24 protein-coding genes are annotated in these 20,270 nt (G+C 58.2%); 11 read left to right on the forward strand and 13 right to left on the reverse strand.

Annotated features, from left to right (window positions below; genetic code table 11):
* Nucleotides 1-8 precede the first annotated feature (8 nt).
* The 4 genes from dxs to K787_RS25225 form a co-directional block, all read right to left on the reverse strand.
* The gene (gene dxs, locus K787_RS0111380; protein WP_022962936.1) at nt 9-1,892 is read right to left on the reverse strand and encodes a 1-deoxy-D-xylulose-5-phosphate synthase; all 1,884 of its coding nucleotides are present in this window, start codon (nt 1,890-1,892) and stop codon (nt 9-11) included.
* A gap of 83 nt (nt 1,893-1,975) precedes the next feature.
* Nucleotides 1,976-2,863, reverse strand: coding sequence for a (2E,6E)-farnesyl diphosphate synthase (gene ispA / locus K787_RS0111385; protein WP_022962937.1), 888 nt, complete (start codon nt 2,861-2,863; stop codon nt 1,976-1,978).
* The gene (locus K787_RS0111390) at nt 2,860-3,099 is read right to left on the reverse strand and encodes an exodeoxyribonuclease VII small subunit (protein WP_022962938.1); all 240 of its coding nucleotides are present in this window, start codon (nt 3,097-3,099) and stop codon (nt 2,860-2,862) included. The genes ispA and K787_RS0111390 overlap by 4 nt, the downstream gene beginning before the upstream one ends.
* 69 nt (nt 3,100-3,168) lie before the next feature.
* Nucleotides 3,169-3,333: a hypothetical protein gene (locus K787_RS25225; protein ID WP_022962939.1), complete on the reverse strand. Its 165-nt coding sequence runs from the start codon at nt 3,331-3,333 to the stop codon at nt 3,169-3,171.
* Nucleotides 3,334-3,403: 70 nt separating this feature from the next.
* Here K787_RS25225 and K787_RS25305 point away from each other — a divergent pair, with 70 nt between their 5' ends.
* The gene (locus K787_RS25305; protein ID WP_022962940.1) at nt 3,404-3,700 is read left to right on the forward strand and encodes a hypothetical protein; all 297 of its coding nucleotides are present in this window, start codon (nt 3,404-3,406) and stop codon (nt 3,698-3,700) included.
* 168 nt (nt 3,701-3,868) lie between these two features.
* On the forward strand, nt 3,869-6,058 hold the full coding sequence (locus K787_RS22875; protein ID WP_022962941.1) for an EAL domain-containing protein: 2,190 nt from the start codon (nt 3,869-3,871) through the stop codon (nt 6,056-6,058).
* A gap of 7 nt (nt 6,059-6,065) precedes the next feature.
* Here the strand turns inward: K787_RS22875 and K787_RS0111410 are convergent, their stop codons facing one another.
* Nucleotides 6,066-6,578, reverse strand: a complete 513-nt coding sequence (locus K787_RS0111410; RefSeq protein ID WP_022962942.1) for an arsenate reductase ArsC — start codon at nt 6,576-6,578, stop codon at nt 6,066-6,068.
* Complete coding sequence (locus K787_RS0111415; protein ID WP_022962943.1) at nt 6,569-7,609, reverse strand: methyltransferase domain-containing protein; 1,041 nt, start codon at nt 7,607-7,609, stop codon at nt 6,569-6,571. The genes K787_RS0111410 and K787_RS0111415 overlap by 10 nt, the downstream gene beginning before the upstream one ends.
* A 247-nt stretch (nt 7,610-7,856) precedes the next feature.
* On the opposite strand from K787_RS0111415, the gene K787_RS25845 reads away from it, so the two are divergent.
* The 6 genes from K787_RS25845 to K787_RS0111450 all read left to right on the forward strand — a co-directional run bounded on the left by K787_RS25845 (nt 7,857) and on the right by K787_RS0111450 (nt 12,239).
* Nucleotides 7,857-8,195, forward strand: coding sequence for a DUF2946 family protein (locus K787_RS25845; RefSeq protein ID WP_370736734.1), 339 nt, complete (start codon nt 7,857-7,859; stop codon nt 8,193-8,195).
* Nucleotides 8,196-8,265: 70 nt separating this feature from the next.
* On the forward strand, nt 8,266-8,571 hold the full coding sequence (locus K787_RS22880) for a hypothetical protein (protein WP_152486830.1): 306 nt from the start codon (nt 8,266-8,268) through the stop codon (nt 8,569-8,571).
* Between the two features lie 10 nt (nt 8,572-8,581).
* On the forward strand, nt 8,582-10,000 hold the full coding sequence (locus K787_RS0111435) for a TolC family protein (RefSeq protein WP_022962947.1): 1,419 nt from the start codon (nt 8,582-8,584) through the stop codon (nt 9,998-10,000).
* Nucleotides 10,001-10,002: 2 nt separating this feature from the next.
* Nucleotides 10,003-11,394, forward strand: coding sequence for a multicopper oxidase family protein (locus K787_RS0111440; RefSeq protein ID WP_022962948.1), 1,392 nt, complete (start codon nt 10,003-10,005; stop codon nt 11,392-11,394).
* Between the two features lie 22 nt (nt 11,395-11,416).
* Nucleotides 11,417-11,911 carry a cupredoxin domain-containing protein gene (locus tag K787_RS0111445; RefSeq protein WP_235801925.1) on the forward strand — a complete coding sequence of 165 codons (495 nt, stop codon included), beginning with the start codon at nt 11,417-11,419 and terminating at the stop codon, nt 11,909-11,911.
* 31 nt (nt 11,912-11,942) lie between these two features.
* Nucleotides 11,943-12,239, forward strand: coding sequence for a copper-binding protein (locus tag K787_RS0111450; protein WP_022962950.1), 297 nt, complete (start codon nt 11,943-11,945; stop codon nt 12,237-12,239).
* A 73-nt stretch (nt 12,240-12,312) separates the two neighbouring features.
* Here the strand turns inward: K787_RS0111450 and K787_RS22885 are convergent, their stop codons facing one another.
* A complete protein-coding gene (locus K787_RS22885) occupies nt 12,313-13,302 on the reverse strand; it encodes a hypothetical protein (RefSeq protein ID WP_235801926.1) in 990 nt (329 codons plus the stop codon).
* Between K787_RS22885 and K787_RS25535 the strand changes: the two genes are divergently transcribed.
* Nucleotides 13,285-13,593, forward strand: coding sequence for a hypothetical protein (locus K787_RS25535; RefSeq protein ID WP_235801927.1), 309 nt, complete (start codon nt 13,285-13,287; stop codon nt 13,591-13,593). The genes K787_RS22885 and K787_RS25535 overlap by 18 nt on opposite strands.
* 138 nt (nt 13,594-13,731) lie before the next feature.
* On the opposite strand, the gene K787_RS0111460 is transcribed toward K787_RS25535, so the two are convergent.
* The 3 genes from K787_RS0111460 to crp form a co-directional block, all read right to left on the reverse strand.
* Entirely contained in the window at nt 13,732-14,457 is a 726-nt protein-coding gene (locus K787_RS0111460) for a 16S rRNA (uracil(1498)-N(3))-methyltransferase (RefSeq protein WP_022962952.1), read from the reverse strand.
* 4 nt (nt 14,458-14,461) lie between these two features.
* Nucleotides 14,462-15,814, reverse strand: coding sequence for an adenosylmethionine--8-amino-7-oxononanoate transaminase (locus K787_RS22890; protein WP_022962953.1), 1,353 nt, complete (start codon nt 15,812-15,814; stop codon nt 14,462-14,464).
* 79 nt (nt 15,815-15,893) lie between these two features.
* A complete protein-coding gene (crp, locus tag K787_RS0111470) occupies nt 15,894-16,538 on the reverse strand; it encodes a cAMP-activated global transcriptional regulator CRP (protein WP_022962954.1) in 645 nt (214 codons plus the stop codon).
* A 166-nt stretch (nt 16,539-16,704) separates the two neighbouring features.
* Here crp and K787_RS0111475 point away from each other — a divergent pair, with 166 nt between their 5' ends.
* Nucleotides 16,705-17,127: an OsmC family protein gene (locus tag K787_RS0111475; RefSeq protein WP_022962955.1), complete on the forward strand. Its 423-nt coding sequence runs from the start codon at nt 16,705-16,707 to the stop codon at nt 17,125-17,127.
* A gap of 41 nt (nt 17,128-17,168) precedes the next feature.
* Here the strand turns inward: K787_RS0111475 and coq7 are convergent, their stop codons facing one another.
* Together coq7 and K787_RS0111485 are read right to left on the reverse strand one after the other, a co-directional pair.
* Entirely contained in the window at nt 17,169-17,816 is a 648-nt protein-coding gene (gene coq7, locus K787_RS0111480) for a 2-polyprenyl-3-methyl-6-methoxy-1,4-benzoquinone monooxygenase (protein ID WP_028614864.1), read from the reverse strand.
* A gap of 76 nt (nt 17,817-17,892) precedes the next feature.
* Nucleotides 17,893-18,231, reverse strand: a complete 339-nt coding sequence (locus K787_RS0111485) for a histidine triad nucleotide-binding protein (RefSeq protein ID WP_028614865.1) — start codon at nt 18,229-18,231, stop codon at nt 17,893-17,895.
* Nucleotides 18,232-18,323: 92 nt separating this feature from the next.
* Between K787_RS0111485 and K787_RS0111490 the strand changes: the two genes are divergently transcribed.
* Complete coding sequence (locus tag K787_RS0111490) at nt 18,324-19,802, forward strand: Ycf46 family AAA ATPase (RefSeq protein WP_028614866.1); 1,479 nt, start codon at nt 18,324-18,326, stop codon at nt 19,800-19,802.
* A gap of 2 nt (nt 19,803-19,804) precedes the next feature.
* Here the strand turns inward: K787_RS0111490 and hemJ are convergent, their stop codons facing one another.
* Complete coding sequence (gene hemJ, locus K787_RS0111495) at nt 19,805-20,227, reverse strand: protoporphyrinogen oxidase HemJ (protein ID WP_022962957.1); 423 nt, start codon at nt 20,225-20,227, stop codon at nt 19,805-19,807.
* Nucleotides 20,228-20,270 lie beyond the last annotated feature (43 nt).

A 20,270-nucleotide genomic window follows, 5' to 3' on the forward strand; every position in this document is an offset into this window, starting at 1 on the left:
AGGCAGACTCAGGTGTTGCGGTCCAGGCGCTGACGGATCGCGGCTTCGATGCCGGCTGCATCCAGCCCGCATTCGGCAAGCATTTCCGCGGGCTTGGCATGCTCTACATAAGCATCTGGCAAGCCGAGATTCAGAACTCTGACGGGCCTGTCCTGGCCCAGTAGCCACTCATTTACTGCGCTGCCTGCGCCGCCCATGATGGCGTTTTCTTCGACCGTCACCAGCAGTTCATGGCTGTCGGCCAGTTGCTGGATAAGCAGGGTGTCCAGTGGTTTAACAAAGCGCATATTGACCACGGTGGCGTCCAGCTGGGAGCCGGCTTGCAGCGCCTGGGCATGCAGAGTGCCAAAGCACAGTACCGCGACCTTCTGACCCTGGCGGGTTATCTGCCCTTTGCCGATGGGCAGGGGTGCGAGGGCCGGATCGATGGGTGTGCCTGGGCCGGTGCCCCGCGGGTACCTTACTGCAGCTGGGCCGTTGTGCAGAAAGCCGGTAGTCAGCATCTGACGGGTTTCGTTCTCGTCGGCCGGGGCCATGATAAGCATGTTAGGCAGGCAGCGCAGAAAGGACAGGTCGAAGCTACCAGCGTGGGTGGGACCATCCTCGCCGACCAGCCCCGCGCGGTCGATGGCAAACAGCACATCCAGGTTCTGCACTGCAACATCATGAATTAGCTGATCATAGGCACGCTGCAAGAAGGTGGAGTAGATCGCGACCACTGGTTTGGCGCCTTCGCAAGCCATCCCGGCGGCTAGGGTCACCGCATGCTGCTCGGCGATGGCCACGTCGAAATAGCGCTCTGGGTACTTTTCGCTGAATGCGATCAGATCCGAGCCTTCCTTCATCGCTGGGGTGATGCCCACCAGGCGCTGGTCTTCGGCCGCCATGTCGCACAGCCATTGGCCGAACACATTAGAGTATTTTGGCTTGCTGGCGCCATTGCTGGAAGGTTTGGGTTCCAGCTTGGTAATCGCATGGTAGCCAATCGGGTCGGCTTCGGCCGGCGAAAATCCCTTGCCCTTCTGGGTTACTACATGCAGAAACTGCGGGCCTTTCAATTCGCGCATGTTGCCCAGCGTGGCAATCAGCGTGGGCAAGTCATGACCGTCGATAGGACCGATATAGTTCCAGCCTAGCTCTTCAAACAGCGTGCCGGGTACCAGCATGCCCTTGGCGTGCTCCTCAGTCTTGCGCGCCAACTCCCAGGCAGAGGGAATCTTCGACAGCACTTTCTTGCTGCCTTCGCGCATATGAGAGTAGGTGCGGCTGGAGAGAATCTTCGCCAAGTAATTGGACATGCCGCCAACGTTGCGTGATATCGACATGTCATTGTCGTTCAGCACCACCAGCATGTTGGCTTCCAGATCCGAGGCATGATTGAGCGCTTCGAAGGCCATGCCGGCGGTTAGAGCGCCGTCACCTATGACGGCTACCGTACGCCGGTCCAGCCCTTGCAGACGTGAGGCGACGGCCATGCCGAGGGCCGCGCTGATTGAGGTGCTGGAATGGCCCACGCCAAACGTATCGTAAGGGCTTTCACTGCGGCGCGGGAAGGCGGCCAGGCCGTCCTTCTGACGCAGGGTGCTCATCTGCTCGCGGCGACCAGTGAGGATCTTGTGCGGGTAGGCTTGATGGCCCACATCCCAGACGATCCGGTCAGCGGGTGTTTGATAGATGTAATGCAGCGCCACGGTCAGTTCGATCACCCCCAGGCCGGCCCCGAAGTGACCGCCGGTCTGGCTGACGGTCCACAACAGGTACGCGCGCAGCTCGTCGGCCAGTTCTGGCAGGCGCTGTTCATCCAGCTCGCGCAGGTGGGCAGTGTCATTCAGGCTATCCAGCAGCGGAGTGCTGGGCCGTTCGCGGGGTATTTCGTGAAAGGTGCTTGGCATCAAACAGGCTCTGGGTGCCGCATGGCGAGATTAAAACGGCAGTTTAACCGATGCGGACCCTTAGCCCAACTAGCGCGGTCTGCTTAGAATTGCCTTTGTACAATAAAGTCAGCCAGTTGCCGCAGGCGCAGAGCATCGTCACCAAAGGGCTGCAGCGCCTCAATGGCCTGTCTGCGCAGCGAATCGGCCAATGTTCGGGCGCCGTCCAGCCCCAGTAGCGCGGGGTAGGTGGGCTTGTCGCGAGCGACGTCGGCACCCTGCTGCTTGCCCAGCACGCTGGTCTCGCTTTCGATGTCGATGATGTCATCCTGGACCTGAAAAGCCAGGCCGATACAGTCGGCGTAGTCTCCGAGTGCGGTCAGTTGCTCATCGGTCACCTGTTCACTGGCCAGTGCCCCGAGCTGCACGCTGGCGCGTATTAGGGCGCCGGTTTTGTGCCTATGCATGTTCTCTAACGTGGCCAGGTCCAGTTTTTCTCCGACCGCGCCCAGATCAATGGCTTGGCCGCCGACCATGCCGGTGGGGCCTGCAGCGCGAGCCAGCAGGTCGATCATATGCAGGCGAGTGTCAGGTTGCAGGGCGTTCGCCTGTGTCAGCCATTGAAAGGCCAGCGCTTGCAGAGCGTCGCCAGCCAGGATCGCTGTGGCTTCGTCATAGGCGATATGGCAGGTGGGGTGGCCGCGGCGCAAATCATCGTCATCCATCGCCGGCAGATCATCATGAATCAGCGAGTAGGCATGGATCGCCTCTACTGAGGCGGCGGCGATGTCGGCCCGCTCCACTGGTCCGCGGAGGGCTTCGCAACTGGCGTAGACGAGCATGGGGCGGATACGCTTGCCGCCATGGGTGACGCTGTAGCGGATGGCTGAAAACAAGCGTTCCAGTCGGGGTTCGCTGGTTTGCACATGCTGGTTTAGGTGAGCGTTGATGCGCTCTTGGCAGGTGGCTAGATAATGGCTGAAATCATTCATTCAACGGGCCCATCAAAGGGCTCGGTGCTCAGGTTGCCGTGCTGTTCAACCAGCAGTTGGACCTTTTGCTCGGCCTGGCTCAGTGCTTGTTGGCAATCGCGGGTCAGTGAGACGCCCTGTTCAAAGGCGGTCAGGGAGTCCTCAAGGCTGAGTTCGCCACTTTCCAACCGCTCGACCAGCTTCTGTAGGTCGCCCAGTGACTGTTCAAAATCAACGGCGACTTTTTTCTTGGCCATGTACATACCTCGTTTATCTGGCGAATCGGCAACCGGCTGAACATTAACCAAGGCGAATGGAGTGGTCAATCAATGGTAGACGTCATAAAAATAAAACAAGCTTAGGCTCCAGCCGATCAAGATGACCGGGCCCCGCAACCAATCATCCGGCAGCATGACCAGCAAAGCCATCCAGTGAGCCGCGCCGTCCAGAATAAAGGTCAGCGCGGCGACACTGTATATGACGGGCGACAACAGGCAGCACTATAGCCATTTGCTTTATAAGGTTATAGTACTGTTGAAGTTTACCCTATGGAGTATAGGTATGTGCGACATGCGCCTGATATTAGCCGTTGCGCAGGGTCAGTCCGATGATGTGGTTCGTGCCTTGGGTCAGGCCAACATCAGTCATGAATTGATTTGCCAGGTAGCCGATTGCAGCAAAGCACCCGCCTGCCGCTGGGTCGGTGAGGAAGATCTGAACAGTAGTGGCGTGCTGGCTGCGGCGGTGCTTGATGCCATCGAGACCCTTGAGCAAACCCGGCACGCTTTTCGCTCGAAGCAACTGGGGGATTTGCGCCGTCGTCTTGAGGCTTTGCTGGAGAGATTGCCCGCATCTTGACAAGGCAACTGTTTGCGATAGTCTTTGGCGACAGACGGCTTTGCCGGTCAGGACATAAGGGCCTGAAAGTCAAAGCGCCAGAGCGGGTGATTAGTTCACTCGCTCTGGCGCTTTTTTTATTGCCTGAAAAAGGGTGATCGTCACTACAAACCAATGGAGTTGGACTGCATGCAGGCAGGGTTGCTGGGCGAATTGCTGGAACGTTTGGGGCTCGGAGAGTCGGAGCTTCAGGAGCGACTCGACTTTCTTTCCTGGGGGCCGGAAGATCAGGCCCGGCTGTCTTTGGCCAAGCCCCAGGCCGAACCACTGAACCGAGCTTTTGTTGAGGCGCTATATAACCGGCTAAGCGAGTTCTCCGTCCCCGCCGCGATTCTTGCGGACCGGCAAACCGTACAACGCCTGAAGGCCCGCCAGCATGCTTATTATCAGACCCTATTCGATGGATGCATTGACGAGTCCTATGTGCGAGAACGGCTGCAGATCGGTCAGGTGCATGAGCGGGTCGGTGTAGATCTGAAATGGTATATGGGTGGATACCGGCTTTACCTCAGCAGTTTGCTCCATGGCATGCTAGGTCCGGTCGAACAACAGGCGCTGGAGACCTATGACAGCCTGCTGAAGGTAGTCTTTTTGGATATGACCCTGGCGGCAGAAGCCTATATTGCGGCCAAACACGGTGCTTTGCAGGCCAGTGAGGCGCGCTTTGCCCATGCCCTGCGGGGTGCTAATGACGGGATCTGGGACTGGGATCTGGACAGCGATGAGCTCTATGTTTCAGATCGCTGGGCCAACATGCTGGGTTATACCCCGTTGCAGGTGGGCACCACATCGGCGGCCTGGTTCGCCTTGGTACATCCTGAAGATGTATCGGGATTGGAGGATGCAATTGACCAGCATCTAACCGGCAGAACACCGACAATCATGCATGAATATCGCATCCTGCGCAGTGAAGGTGAGTATCTGCGCGTGCTGCTGCGTGGTGTGCTCGAGACTGTCGCGGGCCGTCGTCGGCTGGCTGGCTCGCAGACCGATATCAGTGAGCGTTTTCAGGTTCAGGCACAACTTGAATATGCGGCGCGACATGATGCCCTGACCGGATTGATCAACCGCGTACAGCTTAATCAGGTACTGCAGGACACTGAGCAACGCTTGAAACGAGAAGGTGCCCGTTGTGCGGCGCTGTTGTTCATTGATCTGGATCGTTTCAAGTTGATCAATGATAGTTTAGGACACGCTGCTGGGGATAACGTGCTAGTGCATGTCGCAAGGCGGCTGCAGGGCTGCCTGCGCCCTGGAGACCATCTGGCGCGCTTCGGCGGCGATGAATTTATTATGCTGCTCGATGATCTGGCCCGGCCAGAAGATGCCGAGGTCGTCGCTGCACGGGTACTGGCACGACTGAGAGAACCCCTGCAATTTGGTGAGCGCTGCTTGATTGTCAGTGCCAGCATAGGCGTTGCCCAACTGCGTCCGGGTGTGGCGCTGGCTGATTCATTGCAAGCAGCCGATATGGCGCTCTACAGTGCCAAGGAGGCAGGCAAGGCACGCTACCGGCTGTATAGCGACGACATGCAGGCACGTGTTCGACAGCGTCTGCGCCTGGAAAGTAATCTGCTGCAGGCATTACAGTATGGGCAATTTGAGCTGCACTATCAGCCGGTACTCGATATGCGTTTGCCACAGCCCAGTGCACCGGTGGCTGTTGAAGCCCTGCTGCGCTGGCAGTATGAGGGGCAGAGCATAGCTCCAATTGAGTTCATCCCCATTCTTGAGGAGTCCGGTGAGATTGTGCCGGTCGGTTATTGGGTGTTGGAAACGGCCTGTCGGCAAAGCGTGAGCTGGCATGCACATGGGCGGCCGGATCTACTCTGCTCGGTGAATTTGTCTGGATTGCAGTTGTTGGAAGTCGACTTCGTTGAGCGCGTACGCGAGATTCTCCAACGCACCGGCATGCCGCCGACGCTACTGGTGCTGGAAATAACCGAGAGTCTTTTGATTGACCGCAGCGGCGCGACGCTGGTGGCGCTGCGCGAGCTGGCTGCCATGGGCATACAGATCGCTCTTGATGACTTTGGTACCGGCTATTGTTCGCTCGGCTATCTAAACCGGTTCCCCCTGCACATCATCAAGCTGGATCGCGGCTTTCTGCAAAACGCGCATGCCAGCGAACAGAATATGACCATTTGCAAAGCTATTATCGGGCTTAGTGCCGGCTTGAAGCTCAAAGTAATCGCCGAGGGTATAGAGCGTCCAGAACAGGTGCAGCTTTTATTGCAGGAAAACTGCCATTACGGGCAGGGCTACCTGTTCAGCAGGCCGCTGCCCGCCAATGAGCTTAGCGCGTTGATCGGAAAATAATGATTACTCAAGGAGTCAGCATGTTGCGCATTAATCTTGCAACGCTGGATGGAGTGTATTGAGCGTCTGGGTTACTGGTCAATTCAACCCGCAGGCGCCCGATCAGATGCTGCAACGCTGCGCAACATTCAGTAAATGCCGCGCGCTTGAGTTCGTCGCTGCCGTCCACTGCGGCCGGATCAGGCAGGCCCCAGTGGACACGTTCCGGTGTGGCGGGAAATTGTGGGCAGGCTTGTCCGGCATTGCCGCATACGGTGAGCACGATATCCAGTGGCGGGGCTTCGGGCGTCAGAAACTCATCCCAGCTTTTGCTGCGCGGCGGGTGTTCACCGGTCCACTCGCTCAGTTGCTCCATAGCCAACGGATTGACGCGGCCGGTTGGGTGGCTACCGGCGCTGAAGGCCTGAATGCGGCCTCCCATCAGGCGGTTGAATAGCCCTTCGGCGATAATGCTGCGGGCCGAGTTGCCGGTACACAACACCAGCAGTCGTAGGGGCGGATTGGTGGTATTCAGCAGCATGGGCTGGCTCCCGTGGCGGTGTTGTTATTGTCGTAGGGCAGGGCGCCGCCGCAGCCCGGGAAGATGCCGTAGTGACGTTCGAAGTTGCCGATGAATTCAAAGTGCGGGGCAAAGCGCGTGTCCTTGAGCATCCGCCAGGTGTTGCCGCATACCGGGAAGATGCGTCCGGTTTCGATCGCATGGTGCTTGTCGAGTTGGAGCAGGTGCTCGGCCTCGGGGATGCTGCCACGGTAAATTACCGCCTGACCATAGTCCTCGCAGGCCGGCTCCAGCTCGGCCAGCTTGAATAGCCGGTAGGTGGCGGAGAAGAAACGCGCATTGCCAAGTTTGCCGGCAATCGCTGGGTCGGTGATTTCCAGCGGGCGATCTTCCACCAGGCGCGGGTCCAGGAAGCCGTGACGGCGGGCCAGATTTTCGAAGTCGTTCCAGTACAGGGCGCCGCCCAGACATTCGCCGTAAAGCACCTCGTCCTGACGCAGGGCGTCCGGCAGGCGCCGGTCGGCGTAGATATCCGAGAAATACAGTTCGCCACCGGGCTTGAGCAGGCGGTAGGCCTCGCGCAACACCGCATCCTTGTCCGGTGACAGGTTGATCACGCAATTGGAGACGATTACGTCGATGCTGTTGTCGGGCAGGTTCAGACTGTCCAGTTGCTCGATATAACCCTGATGAAAACTGACGTTCGCGAAGCCAAAGCGCTGGGCATGGTAATCCAGGTGGCGGCGGGCGACATCCAGCTGTTCTTCGGTCATATCGACGCCGATCACCCGGCCCTGAGACCCGACCAGTTGTGCCAGTACATAACAGTCGCGTCCCGAACCGCTGCCCAGGTCGAGAATGTGGCAGCCGGGCAACAGATGCGGGGCGACTAGTCCACAGCCATAGTATTTGTCTGTGACTTCTGGGTGGATGTTGGCCAGCAGCGGCTTGAGCCATTCCGGCATGCTGGAGATGTCACAGCAGGCCGAGGTTTTCAGGTCGCTGCTGCTTTGCAGTACCTTGCCATAGTAGTCTTGAACGGATTCGTGCACGAAGCCCCCTGGTTAATGAATCATCTGTTCTATTGGAGCGAGCGAGGCCGCGAATATTACATCAATTGAATGCGCCTTAGACGAATTGCCGTGGTTAACAAACTTTAGCAACTGTTACCAAAGGTGCGGTTATCGTGGCCGCTCTGTCTTGTTATTGCTTTTCTGCAGTGCTAAGTTCTTGCCTGTTAGATCTCCATATAGAGTCAATATGAAATCCACGCTGCTTCGCTCATGTCTGTTTTGGCTGATGATCCTGATCATCCCGGCCCAGGCTGTGGCAGGTGTCATTTCTGCCTCCTGCGGAGCATCCGGAGCGGCTATGCAGCAGACCGATATCGGGGGTGAACATGCAGGTCACCACGGTATGGGGATAGATGCTGATGCAGGCGATGCCGGGTCAGGGATGCAGCATATCGGTTGCGTCCTGTGTGCCAGCAGTTGCCATGGCGTCAGTGCGCTGACCAGTGCAGCTGTATCACCACTGCCATCCCTTCAGGCCACTGTGGGCTATGTAGGCGAGTATAGATTTTTTGCCGGGCAAATCCCCGAGCCCTTGAAACGCCCTCCCCGTAGCGTCCTCCTCTGACACTGTAACGGCTCCTGTCGAGCTGAACCTATCCTGATCGGTTGATGCCGATCTGATTGCAGAGGTGGTCATGTTTTCCCCAACCTATTGTATAGGCGGCATGCTTGCCGTCTTGGCCTGGCATAGCCAGGCTCAGGCAGCCCCGCCTGATCCATCTGCCGCGGACGCTGTGCCGCCGGTGGTGTACGAATCCCCGCTGCAAAGCTATCGGCGCTTTGAGCCGCAACTCCCCGGAAACTGGCGTGAAGCCAATGATAACGTCGGCCGTATTGGCGGCTGGCAAACCTACGCCGCAGAGGTGTGGGAGGCCAGTCAGTCGCAGGATGGCGGTGCTGAAGCCGACGCCGGCGATGCCAATCCACATCAGCATCACTAAGGGGGCGGTTATGAACAGAACCTTTAAGCCTCCTATGCGATTTGTTGCTCTCGGCACACTGTTGCTGAGCATGGCTGGTTGCGCCAACCTCACGCCGCAGTCGAGCCTTGAGCAGGTGCAGCAACAAAGCGCCGAATTGACCGGGCAAGATGCGTTGCACTGGGGGCGGCAGCAAGAACAGGCGCCGGCGCTCCGCGAGCGCATTGACGACCTGTTGGCAGAGCCGCTGGCGCTGGAAAGTGCGGTAGAGATAGCGCTGATGAACAATCCTGGCTTACAGGCGCGCTTGTTTGATCTGGGTATCGCGGATGCAGAGCGGGTGCAGGCGAGCCGCCTGCCGAACCCTGGTTTTTCCATCGGGCGCATGACTCGTGGTACGGAGGTGGAATGGGAGCGAGGTCTACATCTGAATCTGGGTAGTCTGATTGCGCTGCCAATGACGCGCCGCATCGCTGCAGGGCAGAACGCGCAGGTGCAGCGTGAGGTCAGCCTGTCAGTGATGCGCTTGGCAACCGATACCCGCATAGCTTGGTATCACGCGGTAGCGGCGCAGCAGAGCTTGGCCTACAGCGAGCAAGTGCTGCAAGCGGCCGATGCCAGTGCGGAGTTGGCTCGGCGCATGGCCGCGGTGGGTAACTACAGCGCCCTGCAGCAGGCCCGCGAGCAAAGCTTCTATGCGGAGGCGGCCCTGGCTCACCTGCAGGCCGAGCGTGAGAAGTCGGCCAGCCACGAGCGGCTGATCAGGCTGCTCGGGTTATGGGGCGAACAGATGGATTTCGCGCTGCCTGACCGGTTACCGGATCTGCCCCAGCACCCGCTGGACCAGCCCGATATCGAACAGCAGGCGATGGCCAGCCGGCTGGATGTACAGGCGGCGCAGCAGGCTGCCGAGCGTCTGGCAACCAACCTGAAGCTGGGCAAGGCCACCCGATTTATCAATGTGCTGGAGCTGGGCGTCAGCCATAACAGCTCCAATGAAGCGCCGGTACAGCGCGGTTATGAGATTACCGTCGAGCTGCCGTTGTTCGACTGGAGTGGTGCACGTATGGCCGGCAACGAAGCGCGCTATATGCAGCAGGTACGGCGCACCGCCGAAGTGGCGATCAATGCGCGCTCGCAGCTGCGGGAGGGCTACCAGGCCTATCGCAGCGCCTGGGATGTGGCTGCGCATTACCGTGACGAAATAGTGCCGCTGCGCAAACGCATCAGCGAGGAAAACATGCTGCTCTACAACGGCATGTTTATCGGTGTGTTCGATTTGCTGGCCGATGCCCGCGAGCAGATCGTTACGGTCAACCGTTACCTGCAGGCTCAGCGTGACTTCTGGGTCGCCCAGTCAGAGTTCGATCTGGTGCGCTACGGGCCGGTACAGCCGAGCCAGGCCAGTACCGCTTCCATCACATCCGCTTCCCCCGCCGGAGGGCACTGAACATGGTTTCACGACGTGATTTTTTTATCGGCGCTGGCGCCATCACTGCAGCGGTAGCCACCTCCGCGGTCAGCCGGACTTCGTTGGCCAGCCTGCCCGAGCCAGTCATTCAAGCTCGGCCAGATACCATGCCACCGCTGGAGCCGAATAGCGGTAGACCCTACAAACCGGTAGTCACGCTGAACGGCTGGACGCTGCCCTGGCGCATGAATAACGGGGTAAAGGAGTTTCATCTGGTTGCAGAGCCGGTGGTGCGGGAAATGGCCCCTGGATTCAATGCGCACTTATGGGGTTACAACGGCCAATCACCAGGCCCAACCATCGAGGTGGTGGAGGGTGACCGGGTACGTATTTTTGTCACCAATAAGCTGCCGGAGCACACCAGTATTCACTGGCATGGCCAACGCCTGCCCAATGGCATGGACGGCGTGGCCGGTCTGAATCAGCGTGCTATCCCGGCCGGCAAGACCTACGTCTACGAGTTTGAGGCCAAGCGCCCCGGGACCTTCATGTATCACCCGCATGCGGATGAAATGGTGCAGATGGCCATGGGCATGATGGGGTTCTGGGTTACGCATCCGCGCGAGACCCATCCGCATATCGACGAAGTGGACCGTGATTACTGTTTTCTACTCAATGCCTATGACGTCGAGCCGGGAAGCTATACCCCAAAGATCATGGAGATGCTCGATTTCAATATCTGGGCCTTCAACAGCAGAATTTTTCCCGGTATTGATCCCTTGGTCGCGCGCAAGGATGACAAGGTGCGGATTCGGGTTGGCAACCTGACCATGACCAATCACCCGATTCATTTGCATGGGCACGAATTTGAAGTCACCGGGACCGACGGCGGCCCAGTACCGCGCGGCGCCCGCTGGCCAGAGGTGACCACCGATGTGGCGGTTGGCCAGATGCGCCAGATCGAGTTTATCGCCAGCGATCTGGGCGATTGGGCCTTTCACTGCCACAAGAGTCATCACACCATGAACGCTATGGGCCACGACGTACCGACGATGGTCGGCGTTGATCATCGCAAGGTGGTTACCCAGATCAATAATCTGATTCCGGATTACATGGTGATGGGTGAGCGTGGCATGGCGGATATGACTGAAATGCAAATGCCGTTGCCAGAAAACACCGTACCGATGATGACCGGTGACGGTCCCTTTGGCTCGGTAGAAATGGGTGGCATGTTCACCATGCTCAAGGTGCGCGCAGACCAACCGGCTGGCGATTACCGCGACCCCGGCTGGTATCAGCAACCGCAAGGCACGCAGGCATTCGAGTGGACTGGGCCTCTGGTTGAACCTTCCCGGTTTAAATCCGAGTCAGCCACAGGCAAGCCCGCAGTTGAAGTGCAGGTACGCAAACCTACCGGGCATACCGGTCATTGAGCTCAAAAGGGGAGATATGAAAATGCATAAGTCGTTACTGGTAGTTGGTATGGCGTTGGCGCTTGGTGTGGTGTCGTTAGGTGCATCGGCGCATGGTGAAACCCAGGGCAGCGAACGGAGCACGTTGCCGCCGGAGCAGAAGGCTTGGGGCATCGGTGCGAACGATGAGCAGGTGGACCGCGAGTTGGTCATTCGCATGGGCGACAACATGCGCTTTACCCCAGATCACTTTGAGGTTGCCGCAGGCGAGACACTGAAGTTGGTTATCAAGAACGAAGGGCAACTGCTGCATGAGCTGGTATTGGGCACCGCTGAAGAGCTCGAAGAACATGCCGCGCTAATGGCTCAGTTCCCGGGAATGGAGCATGAAGAGCCGTATATGGCGCACGTAGGCCCCGGAGAAACGCAAACGCTGATCTGGACCTTCAACCGTACCGGGCGCTTCGATTTTGCCTGCCTGCTGCCCGGGCATTTTCAGGCCGGCATGGTCGGTGCTCTTGAAGTCAGTAAGAACTAAATGATTAACCTTGTGCAATAGGGAAAACACGATGAAAAAAGTAATGATGATGTTATTGATGGCCTGCGGGCTGACGGCGGCCTCTGCCATGGCGAGCACCCACGAGCCCATGTCCGAGGGTGAGCTGAGAAAAATTGATCAAGCCGGTCAGCGCGTGACCTTGCGCCATGGTCCAATAGACAACTTGAAAATGCCACCGATGACGATGGTATTCAAGGTCGAGAATGCTGCTGATCTGCAAGGGTTGGCCGCCGGGGACAAGGTGCGATTCCGCGCTGACAAGCAGAACGGTAATTATGTTGTAACTGCGCTTGAGAAGGGCGAATAACCTTAAGGGTAGCACCCGCTCACGAGCGTACTGAGCCCACTATTGCTTGCCTGGCTCTGTCGGTGCTCCCAGGCTAGATGGTTGCAATCGCGACAGCACTGGCCGGGCCGGGATATACGGGAGCGAACCCGCCACCGGCAGTGCGAAAATTGGTGGTCTGCCCTTGATACAGGCGGGCCGCCACCCACTGTACTTGACCGTCATAGGCATAATTGCGCAAGTCGAACTTAAGTACCTGCGACACGCCATTATCTTCCAGCACGCGCTGGCCGGGGGCTACCACGGCCTGGGCAACGTAATTGCCTGCGAGGATATCTTCCCAGACGCGACGTGTGACTTTGTCGCCTCGATAGGCCGCGCGACTTCCATAACCAGCCGCAGGCTTGAAAAACAGCTGCTTGCGTCGAGCCCACAGTTGATCGGCCTGGTCGGGAAGCACCCGTTCAGTCCGAGGAATGCCTTCAAGCAGGATCGTCCGAGTGGCTTCGGCCACGCCGAGTTGCTGTAAATGCTCGTCGCTGCTCAATAAAATCAAGTTGCGTTTGTCCGCATACAGCGTGTGAGCCTGAGGGTGAGGTGTCAACACAACTGCGTCGTTCAGGTGTGCCTCTCGAAGGTGTTCATCGGCTGGCGACTCGAGGAGAAAGTCGGTGAGCCGGTTGTACACCAGGTCGATCGCTAGGTCGCCATGCCACAAGGTACCGGAGCGCAACTCGAGGTCGGCCGGATCCGCAATCACTGTCTGAATGCCGTGGCTCTCGAATAGTCGCTGGAAGAGTAGGAACTCTGGATAGAGGTATTGGTTTGATGGTGCCGCATCGACTATCGCAATGCTGCGCAAAGGCTGCTTTCGTCCGGCTAGGATCCATTCCTGACGAAACATCGCAACGATGCGGGTCTCGAAATTCTCGGCGAGCGCTGGCGGCGGGAGTATTCCTGCAACCTCCGGGCAGCAGGCTCGCTGAGCACGGGCCACCAGTGCGTTCAGCATGGCGCCGCCAGCGTTGGTGTTGATTTCAATCAGACCGAAGGCGTCCTGCGCGACGTGAAAATCATAGCCCATGAAAACGCCCCTTGCGCCCGCTGGGTGTCTGGCGATCGGGGCCGCGCCCGCAAGTACATGTTCGCGGTAGGCCGGCAAGGCGATTACCGATTCGACTGCGCAGATCAGTTCACGCATGCGTGCCATATGCGCTGGCGACACGAAAACAGGTCGCGCAGCGAATACCGTTGGGCAGCGCTGGTGAAGCAGTTCGAACAGTTCGGGTTGGTCGGTCTGCGTCGCCAGTGCCTGGCGCAGCGCTTGCTGGTCAAGGCTGACGCAAAAGCATTCGCTGTTGAGTCTCTGGATTAGATCAGACTGTTCTATGCCCATGGCGGTCAGGTTGCCTCGGTATCCAGTAGTAAAAGACGGGTTATAACAGGCGAATCAGCGCCGGGCAAAGGCAGTCCGTCATTCGCCCAGAATAGGACTGTTAGGATCGCTGGCGCTTTACTGGAAATCGCCCCAGAGATGTTGAGCCATGGTCAACGCAACCACCGGTGCTGTTTCAGTACGTAACACCCGTGGACCGAAGCGGGCGGCCTGAAAGCCGCTGTTTTCCGCCTGGGCAATTTCGTCTGCACTTAGGCCGCCTTCGGGGCCAATGAGCAAACCGAGCTGTTCAGGGCGGGCAAGGCTCTCGAGCTGTTGCTCGGTGCGATGATGCAGGACCAGCTTGAGGTCGCAATTCAGTGCGTCCAGCCAGGTGCTAAACGCTGCAGGCGGGTGAATCACCGGGACAACGCTGCGCCCACACTGCTCGCAAGCGCTGATGGCAATCTGTTGCCAGTGAGCCTGGCGTTTGTCGGCACGCTCACCTTGCAGTTTGACCTCGCAGCGTTCGGTAAACAGCGGGGTGATTTCGCTCACGCCCAACTCCACCGCTTTCTGGATTGCCCAATCCATACGCTCACCGCGTGACATGGCCTGGCCAAGGTGAACCTGCAGAGGCGATTCGGGCAGGCCGGGGATAGCGGCGGCAAGCCGCAAGTTGACCAGCCGTTTGCTGACCTCGAGCACCTCGCCCGGCCATTCCTGGCCACTACCGTTGAATATCTGTACGGGTGCGCCGGGAGACAGCCGCAACACGCGGCCGATGTAATGGGCCAAGTCGCCTTCAAGCGGCAACGGGCCCTCGGCCAGCGCGGCATCAAGGTAGAAACGCGATACGCGCATGTGATCAGTCCCGCGTTGCCAGTTGAATACCTTCCCAGGCGACGCTGGCCAAGTGGTCGATCTGATCCGGGGTGATTACGTAGGGCGGCATGAAATACACCACGCTGCCCAACGGGCGCAGCAGGGCTTCGTTTTTCAGCGCGTGTTCGTAAACACGGATGCCGCGCCGCTCTTGCCAGGGGTAAGGCGTGCGATTGGCTTTGTCTTGAATCATCTCGATGGCCAGAACCATGCCGGTCTGACGTACTTCGGCAACGTGCGGGTGATCGACAAAATGCGCGGTAGCTTTGGCCATATGCGCTGCCAGCACCTGGTTGGCTGCGATTACATCGTTCTGTTCGAACAGGTCCAGCGTTGCCAGTGCGGCGGCGCAGGCCAGCGGGTTGCCGGTGTAGCTATGTGAATGCAGAAAGGCGCGCATGCTTTCATAGTCATCGTAGAACGCGTCATAGACCTTGTCGGTGGTCAGGCATACCGACATTGGCAGGTAACCACCGGTCAATGCCTTGGACAGGCAGAGAAAGTCCGGGCTGATGTCGGCCTGCTCGCAGGCAAACAGGCTGCCGGTACGACCAAAACCGACGGCGATTTCGTCATGGATCAGATGCACGCCATAGCGGTTGCAGGCTTCGCGCAGGAGTTTAAGGTAAACCGGGTGGTACATGCGCATGCCCGCTGCACATTGAATCAGTGGCTCGACAATCACCGCAGCGACTTCATGGTGATGCTGCTCCAGCGCGCGCTCCATATGCTCGAACATGGCGCGGCTGTGCTCTTCCCAGGTGGCGCCAGCTTCGCGCTCGGAGCAGTCTGGCGAAGGCACGGTGATCACGCTCATCAGCAGCGGTTCGTAGGTTTCCTTGTACAGCGCTACATCGCCCACAGCCAGTGCGGCTAGTGTTTCGCCGTGATAGCTGTTGGACAGAGTAATGAAGCGCTTTTTCTCCGGCTTGCCGGTATTGAGCCAGTAATGAAAGCTCATCTTTAGCGCCACTTCGATGCACGAAGAGCCATTGTCAGCGTAAAAACAACGGGTCAACGGCGCTGGGGTAATATTCACCAGCCGCTCTGAAAGCTCAATCACCGGTTGGTGGCTGAACCCGGCCAGGATCACATGCTCCAGGCTGTCGAGCTGATCCTTGATGCGTTGATTGATGTAGGGATTGGCATGTCCAAAGATGTTGACCCACCAGGAACTTACCGCGTCCAGGTAGCGATTGCCTTCAAAGTCATGCAGCCAAACACCTTCACCGCGCTGGATCGGTATGACCGGCATATGCTCGTGATCTTTCATCTGGGTGCAGGGATGCCAAAGCACTGACAGGTCACGCTGCATCCATTGATTGTTCAAGCCCATATTCGCCTCGCCGTGATCGGAATGATCCGGCGATTGTACCTCAGCGGTCGATGCTCTGCAGGGATCGCCTGCAGGGCTTTCAGCGCGTGCCGAACACCACCATGGTTTTACCCTTGACGTCGATCAGGCCCTGCTCTTCCAGGCTCTTGAGCACGCGGCCGACCATTTCGCGGGAGCAGCCGACAATCCGGCCAATCTCCTGGCGCGTGACCTTAATCTGCATGCCGTCAGGGTGGGTCATGGCATCAGGTTGCTTGCACAGATCCAGCAGGGTGCGCGCGACGCGCCCCGTGACGTCAAGAAACGCCAAATCGCCGACCTTACGGGTAGTGTTGCGCAGCCGCTCAGCCATCTGCCGGCCTACGGCGTAGAGCAGATCGGGCTCGGTGTGGCTGAGCTCGCGGAACTTGTTGTAGCTGACTTCCGCCACTTCGCACTCGCTCTTGGCGCGTACCCAGGCACTGCGATCCTGCTGCGGCTTGACCTCGTCGAACAAGCCCATTTCGCCGAAGAAATCACCTTGGTTTAAATAGGCGATAATCATTTCTCGGCCTTGCTCATCCTCGATCAGGATGGTGACCGAGCCTTTGACAATATAGAACAGACTGTCGGAATGGTCCCCTGCATGGATGATGGTACTGCGGGCGTTGAAGCTGCGAAGGTGGCAGTGGGCAAGATAGGAATCTAGATTTTTTATTTTGGGCGTCAGTGCGATTGAAACCATGTATGTGTCCTGTCGAGCAAACCGTGGGTGCCGGAGCACCCCTGTAAGCCTCGTGGCTGAGACCAAAGCGGATTATGTCCAGTTTTTCCGCCGATGACCAGTGTGACGCTACGCCGCAGAGCTTGTGATATTCTGCGCGCATTCAGACTATCAGCCGGAGAGCTAGATGAAAGCACAGATCAAGTGGGTGGACGGCGCCATGTTTGTAGGCGAGTCCGGGAGTGGTCATACACTGGTGATGGATGGCCCGCCCGAAGCAGGCGGCCGAAATATGGGTGTGCGTCCGATGGAAACGCTGCTGATCGGGCTGGGCGGCTGTGCCAGTTATGATGTGGTTAGTATCCTGAAAAAAGCGCGTCAGGATATTCGCGACGTGCATACCCAGTTGGAGGCCGAGCGCGCCGATACCGAACCCAAGGTGTTTACCCGAATCCATTTGCACTTTGTTGTCAGTGGTAAAAATCTGAAGGAATCCCAGGTCAAACGCGCAGTGGAGTTATCCGCCGAAAAATATTGCTCTGCGTCCATCATGCTGGGTCGGGCAGGCGTGAAAATGACGCATGCCTACGAGATTGTAGAAGTCGAATAACAGCGTGGCCGGGGCGGCCTTCCTGGCAGCCCCATCCATGTTCAGATCTTGTAGGTAGCCTTGGTCATAAAGCCCGACAGCAGCGTCATGGCTGCTTTCACCGGCTCAGGGAAAACCATCCCGCCAGCTTCCAGTGCCTGGCTGCCGTGTTCTATTTCGTCTTCGCGCATCTGCTCCAAAATGGCTCGGGACTTGATGTCTTCCTCCGGTAATTGGGTCAGATGGTCATCCAGATGTCGCTCGACCAGCTGCTCTGTGGCCGCGACGAAACCCAGGCTGACGCGATCACTGATCATGCCCGCCACTGCCCCCATCCCGAATGACAAGCCATAGAACAGTGGATTGAGCACGCTCGGTTGGCTGCCCAGCTCGCGCAAACGTTGCTCGCACCAGGCTAGATGATCGATCTCTTCCGCTGCCGCGTGTTCCATCTTGGCACGCACGTCGGGTAACTTGGCGGTCAGTGCTTGCCCTTGGTATAGGGCCTGCGCACAGACCTCGCCGGTATGATTGATGCGCATGAGGCCGGCTATGTGCTGGCGCTCCACTGTGTCCAGCGGCACGTTGGGCATATGCTGTGCCGGCGAGGGACGGCCGGCTTGGGCTGCACCAGGAACCAGAGTGCGCAACGATTGATCTGCCTGAGTCAGTAAGCGATCCAGAAAACTGTATTGGCGGGGTGAACTCATCATAAATGCTCCTGTATCTGGCGGCAGTATAGCGGCTGCGCCGGGCTGACTCTTGCTCTGGGTCAAGTGCTGGTGGTCAGCCTGGAGGCCAGCTCATCTGGCGCTGCCCTAGTACGTGCAAGTGGATATGGTAGACCGTCTGCCCACCCATGGGATTACAATTGAACACCGTGCGAAAGCCCTCTTCACAACCGAGTTCCTTGGCCAGCCGTTGGCCGGTAAACACCATATGCCCAACCAGGGCGCGATCATCTTCGGTCAGATCACCGAGCGTCGCTATGTGCTGCTTCGGAATGACCAGAAAGTGCACCGGTGCATGTGGGTTGATATCGTGGAAGGCTAGGACCTGTTCGTCCTCGTAAACTTTCTTCGCCGGGATCTTCCCCTCAACGATCTTGCAGAACAGACAGTCCACAGGCTACTCCTTCACTGATCTTTAAAGTGCTTCCAGTGTAACCATCTACGACTAGAATGGCACCATGACCAGAACGGCAGAAGGATTTCGCGGTGAAAAACGACATACATGACCTCAACCTATTGCTCGATAGCAAAGTAAAGCTGATCGTGATCGAGTCCTGGGAGGAGCGGCGGGTGCTTGAGACCATGGCCGCTCTGGCGATCAAGCGTGCGCAAACCTGGTATACCTGGAACCAGCTTGATGGCCTGCGCCGTTTGGGTTTTGGGGCTGAGGTTGACGCTGCAGAAGAGACAACTGACCCGGAAAAAGCGTTATTGCAGATCCGCCGCAGCAACGAGCAGGCTATTTATGTCCTGTGTGATTTGCACCCGTTTCTCGAGTCGGCCCGCTTGGTGCGTCTGCTCAAAACGCTGGCCATGGAGCCTGGCGAATCACCCACTCTGGTACTGGTTAGTCATGAGCTGGCTTTGCCGCCAGAGTTAAGTCGTTTGGCTGCGCGGCTAAGTCTGAGCATGCCCTCGGATGAGCAACTTGCAGCGATAATTCGGGAAGAAGCCGCTTATTGGGCAGAGCAGAATCAGGGGCGCCGGGTACGTACCGACAATCGCACCCTTGAACAGGTGGTGCGGAATTTGCGCGGGACAACTCACGCGGAAGCACGCCGCCTGGCGCGCAATCTGATTGCCGATGATGGTGCTATCACCCAGGAAGATCTGCCCGCGCTGAACAAAGCCAAATTCGGTTTGCTGGATATGCAGGGGGTGTTGAGCTACGAGCAGGATACGGCGCATTTTGCCGATGTGGGTGGCTTGCAGCACTTCAAGCGTTGGCTGGCTGATCGGCAATCAGCGTTTCTGGCTGCCGGGCAGGCCAAGGATACGCCCAAAGGTGTCCTGCTAGTGGGTGTGCAGGGCGCTGGCAAAAGCCTCGCGGCAAAGGCGGTCGCCGGGGTGTGGGGGTTGCCGCTGCTGCGTCTGGATTTTGCGGCGTTGTACAACAAGTACATTGGCGAGACCGAGAAAAATCTGCGCGAGGCGCTGAGTATGGCCGACGCGATGGAACCCTGCGTGTTGTGGATCGATGAGATCGAGAAGGGGTTGGCACCGGATGGTGCTGATCAAGGTGTCTCGCGGCGTCTGCTTGGATCTCTATTGACCTGGATGGCCGAGCGCAGGACGCGGGTTTTTTTGGTGGCTACCTCCAATGATGTGAGTCAGCTACCGCCCGAGCTGATTCGCAAAGGCAGGCTCGATGAGATGTTTTTCGTAGATCTGCCGAGCGCTGCCGTCAGGGCGGATATTTTCCGCATTCATCTGAGTCGGCGGGAGCTGCAGGTGGCGTTGTTCAACCTGACCCAACTGGCGCAGGCCAGTGAAGGATTCTCTGGTGCCGAGATCGAACAGGCGGTTGTCTCTGCGGTATACGCCGCCGCTGCCCGGCAGCAGGAGACCAGCGATGCTCATGTGCTCGAAGCGCTGGCTCAGACCTCACCGTTATCGGTGGTGATGGCCGAGCGTTTGGAAGCGCTGCGTGACTGGGCGAAGGCGCGAGCGGTGATGGCCGACTAGCCTCAGAAAGGCTTGACCACTACCAGTATCACCGCACCGAGCAAAACCAGCACAGGCGCTTCGTTGAACCAGCGATAGAACACATGTGAGCGCGCGTTGGCATCTGCAGCAAAGCGCTTCACCAGTCTGCCACAGGCGAAATGGTAAACGACCAGCGCGGCAACCAGGGTCAGCTTGGCGTGCAGCCAGCCTTGGGAAAGCCACGCGGGTTGCAACCACAGCATCCAGAACCCCAGCGCGAGGGTAACGACCATCGAAGGTGTCATGATGCCGCGGTAGAGTTTACGTTCCATTATCTTGAATCGTTCTTGGCTGGTACTGTCTTCACTCTGGGCGTGGTAGACAAACAGCCGGGGCAGGTAGAACAGCGCCGCAAACCAGGTGACCACGGCAATGATGTGAAAGGCTTTGATCCACAGGTACACAAAAAGCTCCTTGATAACGGCCACTGCGCCCAGGGTGGGCAGT

Origin of the sequence: Halopseudomonas pelagia CL-AP6 (assembly GCF_000410875.1) — a bacterium.
Classification (GTDB): domain Bacteria; phylum Pseudomonadota; class Gammaproteobacteria; order Pseudomonadales; family Pseudomonadaceae; genus Halopseudomonas; species Halopseudomonas pelagia.

Bases quoted from the DNA above. Each gene is read 5' to 3' on its own strand.
- dxs (WP_022962936.1), bottom strand. From the start codon at position 1,892: ATGCCAAGCACCTTTCACGAAATACCCCGCGAACGGCCCAGCACTCCG.
- ispA (WP_022962937.1), bottom strand. From the start codon at position 2,863: ATGAATGATTTCAGCCATTATCTAGCCACCTGCCAAGAGCGCATCAAC.
- K787_RS0111390 (WP_022962938.1), bottom strand. From the start codon at position 3,099: ATGGCCAAGAAAAAAGTCGCCGTTGATTTTGAACAGTCACTGGGCGAC.
- K787_RS25305 (WP_022962940.1), top strand. From the start codon at position 3,404: ATGTGCGACATGCGCCTGATATTAGCCGTTGCGCAGGGTCAGTCCGAT.
- K787_RS22875 (WP_022962941.1), top strand. From the start codon at position 3,869: ATGCAGGCAGGGTTGCTGGGCGAATTGCTGGAACGTTTGGGGCTCGGA.
- K787_RS0111410 (WP_022962942.1), bottom strand. From the start codon at position 6,578: ATGCTGCTGAATACCACCAATCCGCCCCTACGACTGCTGGTGTTGTGT.
- K787_RS25845 (WP_370736734.1), top strand. From the start codon at position 7,857: ATGATCCTGATCATCCCGGCCCAGGCTGTGGCAGGTGTCATTTCTGCC.
- K787_RS22880 (WP_152486830.1), top strand. From the start codon at position 8,266: ATGTTTTCCCCAACCTATTGTATAGGCGGCATGCTTGCCGTCTTGGCC.
- K787_RS0111435 (WP_022962947.1), top strand. From the start codon at position 8,582: ATGAACAGAACCTTTAAGCCTCCTATGCGATTTGTTGCTCTCGGCACA.
- K787_RS0111440 (WP_022962948.1), top strand. From the start codon at position 10,003: ATGGTTTCACGACGTGATTTTTTTATCGGCGCTGGCGCCATCACTGCA.
- K787_RS0111445 (WP_235801925.1), top strand. From the start codon at position 11,417: ATGCATAAGTCGTTACTGGTAGTTGGTATGGCGTTGGCGCTTGGTGTG.
- K787_RS0111450 (WP_022962950.1), top strand. From the start codon at position 11,943: ATGAAAAAAGTAATGATGATGTTATTGATGGCCTGCGGGCTGACGGCG.
- K787_RS22885 (WP_235801926.1), bottom strand. From the start codon at position 13,302: ATGGGCTATGATTTTCACGTCGCGCAGGACGCCTTCGGTCTGATTGAA.
- K787_RS0111460 (WP_022962952.1), bottom strand. From the start codon at position 14,457: ATGCGCGTATCGCGTTTCTACCTTGATGCCGCGCTGGCCGAGGGCCCG.
- K787_RS22890 (WP_022962953.1), bottom strand. From the start codon at position 15,814: ATGGGCTTGAACAATCAATGGATGCAGCGTGACCTGTCAGTGCTTTGG.
- crp (WP_022962954.1), bottom strand. From the start codon at position 16,538: ATGGTTTCAATCGCACTGACGCCCAAAATAAAAAATCTAGATTCCTAT.
- K787_RS0111475 (WP_022962955.1), top strand. From the start codon at position 16,705: ATGAAAGCACAGATCAAGTGGGTGGACGGCGCCATGTTTGTAGGCGAG.
- coq7 (WP_028614864.1), bottom strand. From the start codon at position 17,816: ATGAGTTCACCCCGCCAATACAGTTTTCTGGATCGCTTACTGACTCAG.